Origin of the sequence: Empedobacter sp. UBA7252 (assembly GCF_002472765.1) — a bacterium.
In the GTDB taxonomy this organism is placed as follows: domain Bacteria; phylum Bacteroidota; class Bacteroidia; order Flavobacteriales; family Weeksellaceae; genus Empedobacter; species Empedobacter falsenii_B.
This window is the reverse complement of record NZ_DKSQ01000034.1, coordinates 1-6,507: the sequence shown is the minus strand read 5'-3', so window position 1 is coordinate 6,507 and position 6,507 is coordinate 1. Positions and strand designations below refer to the sequence as shown.

The window sequence follows — 6,507 nt, the reverse complement described above, 5'->3', positions numbered from 1 at the left end:
TTTGAAGGGATTTTTTAATTTCTTTTTTATTTACTTTTTATCGTATAATTTATTGTATAAATCTTGATATTTAGCTAGCACATTTTTACGTTTCAATTTTAATGTTGGCGTTAATAATCCATCATCAATGGTCCATTCATCAGGCGTTAATTCGAACTTTTTGATTTGTTCCCAATGACCTAAACCTTTATTCATTTTTTCAATTTCACGACCTATAATATCTAAAATTGCAGGCTCTTTAATTAAATCTGCCTTCGTTGCAGGTTCAGCAATTCCTTTGATACGTAAATAATCTTTCAACACTTGAAAATTAGGTTGAATAATCGCACAAGGCATCTTCTCTCCTTCTCCAACAACCATTACTTGCTCGATAAAACGAGATTGTTTAAACTTATTTTCAATAATTTGAGGTGCAATATATTTTCCTCCAGAAGTTTTGAACATCTCTTTTTTACGATCAGTAATTTTAAGTAAACCTCTTTCAAGAACTCCAATATCACCCGTTTTGAAATAACCATCTGGTGTGAATGCTTCAGCAGTTTTTTCAGGATCTTTATAATAACCTTGTGTAACGTTAGGACCTTTGACTAAAATCTCTCCATCTTCTGCAATTTTAACCTCGATTCCTTTTAATGGAGCACCAACAGTTCCGATTCCGAAACCATCTTTCTTCATACAATTCACCGAAATTACAGGAGAAGTTTCTGTCAAACCATAACCTTCTAAAATTGGAATTCCAGCACCCCAGAAAATATGATTCAAACGTGCTGCTAAAGGTGCAGATCCCGACACCATACATACTAAATTTCCTCCAACTCCTTCTTTCCATTTACTGAAAACCAAACTTTTCGCGATAGAATGTTTCAACCCAAATAATCCACCTTTTGGATTATAAGGATCGTAATCTTCAACAAGGCTTAAAGCCCACATAAAAATTTTCGTTTTAAGACCTCCTGCAGAAGCACCTGTATTGTAAATTTTATCGTAAACCTTTTCAACTAATCGAGGCACAACCGTCATTACATGTGGTTTGACCTCTTTCATATTATCTCCTAATTTATCGATGCTTTCTGCATACCAAATTCCAATACTCAAATGTTGATACAAATAAATCAACATACGTTCGAAAACATGATTAATCGGAAGAAAACTTAACGCAATCGCATGATTTGGAAAATCTGGAATACGATCAACAGACATTAAAACATCAGAAACGATATTTTCGTGCGTTAATACAACACCTTTCGGACGACCTGTTGTTCCAGAAGTATAAATCAAAGTTGCCATATCAGAAGGTTTTATCATCTCTTTGATACTATCTACTTCATGTTGTGTTGAATTATCTTCACCCAAATCTAAAATTTCTTTATAATTAGGAACTCCAGCAATTTCATCAAAACTATAAATCCCAACCAATGTTGACACTTTATCTTTTACAGCCGCAACCGTATCGTATAAACCTTTATCAGAAACAATGATAAATTTACATTCAGCATTATTTAAGATATAATCAAAATCATCTTCCGAAAGTGTTGGATATAATGGAACGGAAATCGCGCCAACTTGCTGAATACCGATATCACAGATGTTCCATTCGGTACGATTAGTTGAAGTGACTATTGCAATTTTATCTTGTGGCTTGATTCCTAATTGTAATAATCCTCGACTAAATGCATTTGCTTTGCCAACGTATTCTTGCGTAGATGTTTTCACCCAAGTTCCGTTCACTTTAGACACCAATGCATCTTCTCTAGGATTATTTTCTAATTGATTTTGCGGAAAATCAAATAATCTTTTTATTTCCATGGTTTTGAATAATTTTCTTAGTTGCAAAATACTAATAAAAAAATTATAATGCAAGCATATAAAATTATTTTAGTGTAAATCTTACACCAATAAAAACACAGAAATTTTATTTATTTAAGACTTATTCTTCATCATCTAACAAAGACATTTCTTGATCATAAAAATCTAAAGCGTCTTCAATTAAATTAGCAATTTCAGTATTAAATTCTTCGTTATCTTCTTCTTCAGAAATATCTTCAAACCATTCAATATCGTCAGTTTCTACATCTAATAAAAATCGAGGATAATCTGTATGTAAAATAAAGATTTTGTCTGGCATTGTAGAGTTATCAGCCAATAAAAATTTTGGTAATTCCATTTTATATGTTTTTTAATTTATCTTCTAAAATTATTTCTGCATTAGGATTTTCCCTAATCATTTTCTTCGTTTGACGATTGTAACGAATCATCAAAAACACTGCCGAAGCTGTTAATCCAGTTCCTAAACCAATCCACATCCCAAATGCTCGCATTTCAAATACAATAGCTAAGACTACACCAATCGGAATTGCGATTAACCAATATGAAATAAACGTTAGAATAGAAGGGATTTTAACATCAGTCATTCCTCTCAAAGCACCTAGTAATACCAATTGTACGCCATCTGACATTTGGAAAAGCGAAGCAATGATTAATAAGGATGCAGCTAAATTGATAACATCTGGATTGTCTAAATAAATTGTTGGTAACTGATAACGGAAAATAATAAACAAAATTCCACACAAAATCATAAATGATAAAACCATTAAAATACAAGACCAACCTGCCTCTCTTAAGGTTTTATAATCTTTTAAACCTAATTGATTTCCAATACGAACCGTTGCTGCAACCCCAATTCCTGTACACATCATAAAAGTTGTGGAAGCTAAATTTATCGCAATTTGATGAGCTGCTAAATTTACTTTTGCTAATTCTTGATCTGCAATAGAGTTTGTAAATGTATAACCGCAAACAAAGGCTGCCAGAGAGAACGCACTCATTTCAAAGAAAGAAGTTAAGGCGGTTGGAATTCCAATTCCAGCAATTTTTCTGAAAATAGTTTTCTGAAAATTACTTGCCTTAAATTGAACTTCTTGCAAAACTGATTTCGTTTTCTTAAAATTAAACAATACAATAATTAAGAAAATCATCATCACCAAACGCGCAACGAATGTTCCCCAGGCTGCACCAGCGACTTCTAAACGTGGGAATCCCCAATTCCCGTAAATCCAACCATAGTTTAACGTAATATTAATCACGTTACTCAAAACAGTTGCAATTGTAACAGGAATCGTTAATGATAAACCTTCCGATAATTGACGAAAAGTTTGGAAAATCATCAATGGAATCATCGAAAATGTCATAATCGTTAGATATGGAATACATTTTTCCACTACATCAGCGGGTTGTCCCATGTAGAACATTAGCGGTTTCAGAAATGTAATCAATAAGAATAAACCGATTGATAGAGTAATATTCAAGACCAAACTATGCGAAAAATAATTTGCAGCCATTTTTTTATCGCCTTTCGAATCTTCTGCCGCAATCAATGGTGACAACGCAAAACTAAATCCGAAAGCAAATACTAAAACCGCAAAAAATAATGAATTTCCTAAAGAAGCTGCTGCTAAAGCTGTTTTCCCCAAAACCTCATCTTCTATATTATCATATTTTCCACCTAAACCACCAACCATAATGTTATCAATAATGTTGACAGAAATTTGCCCCATTTGAGTAATCATTACAGGAAATGCTAATTTGATATTACGCCTTAAATGCTCTTTTAATTCCAATTTATTCTCTATTTACAATTGCAAAGATACAGCAAAGGTTTTGCTTCTACATTTAAAAATTGTCATGTAATTTAAAATTAATCAATAAAAAAAGACTACTTAAATAAGTAGTCTTTAATATTTATAGAAAATTTTTCTTTTTATTTTGCAACAAATGTTGACGCAATATTCAGTTCATCCATTTGTGTTTGATCAATTGGAGAAGGTGCATCAATCATGACATCGCGACCCGAATTATTTTTAGGGAATGCGATGTAATCACGAATTGTTTCTGAACCATCTAAAATCGATACAAAACGATCAAAACCGAATGCTAAACCTCCATGAGGTGGCGCACCATATTTGAAAGCGTTCATTAAGAAACCAAATTGCGCTTCTGCTTGATCTGGCGTAAATCCTAATAATTCGAACATTCTTGCTTGAACTTCTTTATCGAAAATACGAATAGAACCTCCACCGATTTCATTCCCATTTAAAACTAAATCATATGCATTTGCACGAACTTCACCTGGATTAGTCGCAATTAATTCCATATCCTCTGGTTTTGGAGAAGTAAATGGATGGTGCATCGCGTGATATCTTTCAGATTCTTCGTCCCATTCTAATAAAGGAAAATCTACAACCCATAATGGAGCAAAAACTTCTGGATTACGTAATCCTAAACGCTCTGCGATTTCCATACGTAAAGCCGATAATTGCGCACGAACTTTGTTTGTATTACCAGACATCACCAACATTAAATCTCCTGGTTTTGCGTTCATACGCTCTGCCCAAGCTGCTAAATCTTCTTGCGAATAAAATTTATCTACAGAAGATTTAAATGTTCCATCTTCATTATAACGCGCCCAAACAAGACCAGTTGCCCCAATTTGTGGACGTTGAACCCATTCGATTAATTTATCAATATCTTTACGTGTGTAAGCATTACAACCTTCCGCAGCAATACCAACAATTAATTCTTGTTCATCAAAGATTTTGAAATCTTTTCCTTTAGCTAAGTCTGTGATTTCACCGAATTCCATTCCAAAACGAATATCTGGTTTATCATTTCCATAACGACGCATTGCTTCTGCAAATGTCATACGTGGGAATTGTTCAAATTCTAATCCTTTGAAAGTATGTAATAAATGTTTTGCTAAACCTTCGAAAACATTCATGATATCTTCTTGTTCAACAAACGACATTTCACAGTCAATTTGTGTAAACTCTGGTTGACGGTCTGCACGTAAATCTTCGTCACGGAAACATTTTACAATTTGGAAATAGCGGTCTAAACCTCCTACCATTAATAATTGTTTGAATGTTTGTGGCGATTGTGGTAACGCATAAAATTCACCTGGATTCATACGAGATGGAACCACGAAATCACGCGCACCTTCTGGCGTAGATTTAATTAAAACTGGAGTTTCAACCTCTACAAATTCTTGTGCATCTAAATATTTACGAACTTCCTGCGCAACTTTAGAACGGAAGATTAATTTTTCTTTTACTGGATTACGACGAATATCTAAATAACGATATTTCATACGGATATCTTCTCCACCATCTGTATTATCTTCGATTGTAAATGGAGGCAATGCAGATTCATTCAAAATTGTAATGTTTTCTGCTAAGATTTCAATATCCCCTGTTGGAATGTTTGGATTTTTTGAAGCTCTTTCGATTACAGTTCCTGTAACTTGAATTACGAACTCGCGTCCTAAATGACGAGCAGTTTCAAATAATTCTTTCGAAGAACGTTCTTCATCTAAGATGATTTGTGTGATTCCATAGCGATCACGTAAATCGATCCACATCATAAAACCTTTGTCACGTAACGTTGATACCCAACCGCTTAACGTGACTTTTTCATTAATGTTGGCTTGTGTTAATTCACCACAAGTATGAGTTCTAAACATTTGTCGTCAAATTTATAGGACAAAGGTAAAGTTTTGCGTCGAAATAAAGAAGTTATCTAACTTATTTGAGAAAATAAATTTAATAAAAAAAGCGATTCAAAATTGAATCGCTTTTCATACTATTTACAAGTCGTTTTATATTTTTCAAAAAAGGTTTTGATTCCATCTACAGATTTTAAGTCAAAATCCGTCACATTTAAACTACATTTTATGTATTCGTTGAAATTTTTTTCCAATTTATCATCATTATTATTTCCTAAATAAAGCGCTTTTTCTTGATTAGGTATTTTTATATAAAGTTTATTATTAGACGGTTCTTCTAAAATAAGAAATCCGTTATCTTCATTTAAAATTTTATAGAAATATGAAAAATCAGTGCTTAAACTCATTACATTTCCAATTGAATTAAAAACATTACCAATCGTTTTCAAACCTATATAACAATCTCCTGAATCTGTACAGAATTTTGCTCCTGTGTTTGATTTATATCGTGTAGATTTTTCTTTCCCTTTCTCATTTACAGCTTTTACATAAACTGATTTACCGTAATTTTCAGGTAAAGATTCTATATTGCTTTTTTCAACTTTACTTGTTGCATTTTCAAAATTAATCGAAAGTTTACCAGCAACCTTATTTCCTTTTTCGTCAATAAGAAAACCTGGGACATCATATAAATTGGAAGAATTTGCTTTAGCTTCTGCAATTTTATTCTGATAATCAACCCTTTCCTCTGTTGAATTTTTTATTTGAAGTTGAGTATTTAAAGCAAAACCATTTTTTAAAGCAAATCCTACAATTTGGGTAAAAAATTTATTATTCTTTATATCTCTTGAACTTTTATCTTTTAATGGGTTTTCTAATTCTTTTAATTTTAATGAATAAACTTTATTTAAGTCACTAATTTCTAAAGAATTTCCTCCAAATTCACCTACTTTATAATTATTATTTTCAACTAAAGTATAATTATCTACCAATAGCGTCCTAAATAAATT

Annotated in this window: 5 protein-coding genes; all 5 read right to left on the bottom strand. The window is 32.3% G+C overall.

The features are described from left to right. Positions 1-30 precede the first annotated feature (30 nt). Complete coding sequence (locus B2X73_RS04775) at positions 31-1,806, bottom strand: AMP-dependent synthetase/ligase (protein WP_115001063.1); 1,776 nt, start codon at positions 1,804-1,806, stop codon at positions 31-33. Between the two features lie 121 nt (positions 1,807-1,927). Further along, entirely contained in the window at positions 1,928-2,164 is a 237-nt protein-coding gene (locus B2X73_RS04770) for a hypothetical protein (RefSeq protein WP_038336082.1), read from the bottom strand. A gap of 1 nt (position 2,165) precedes the next feature. After that, positions 2,166-3,617, bottom strand: a complete 1,452-nt coding sequence (locus tag B2X73_RS04765; RefSeq protein WP_286495564.1) for an MATE family efflux transporter — start codon at positions 3,615-3,617, stop codon at positions 2,166-2,168. A 140-nt stretch (positions 3,618-3,757) separates the two neighbouring features. Beyond that, the gene (gene aspS / locus B2X73_RS04760) at positions 3,758-5,515 is read right to left on the bottom strand and encodes an aspartate--tRNA ligase (RefSeq protein ID WP_286495565.1); all 1,758 of its coding nucleotides are present in this window, start codon (positions 5,513-5,515) and stop codon (positions 3,758-3,760) included. Positions 5,516-5,634: 119 nt separating this feature from the next. Then, positions 5,635-6,507 (bottom strand): hypothetical protein (locus tag B2X73_RS04755; RefSeq protein WP_291095857.1); only part of this gene is annotated, 873 nt, incomplete at its 5' end.

Bases quoted from the DNA above. Each gene is read 5' to 3' on its own strand.
- B2X73_RS04775 (WP_115001063.1), bottom strand. From the start codon at position 1,806: ATGGAAATAAAAAGATTATTTGATTTTCCGCAAAATCAATTAGAAAAT.
- B2X73_RS04770 (WP_038336082.1), bottom strand. From the start codon at position 2,164: ATGGAATTACCAAAATTTTTATTGGCTGATAACTCTACAATGCCAGAC.
- aspS (WP_286495565.1), bottom strand. From the start codon at position 5,515: ATGTTTAGAACTCATACTTGTGGTGAATTAACACAAGCCAACATTAAT.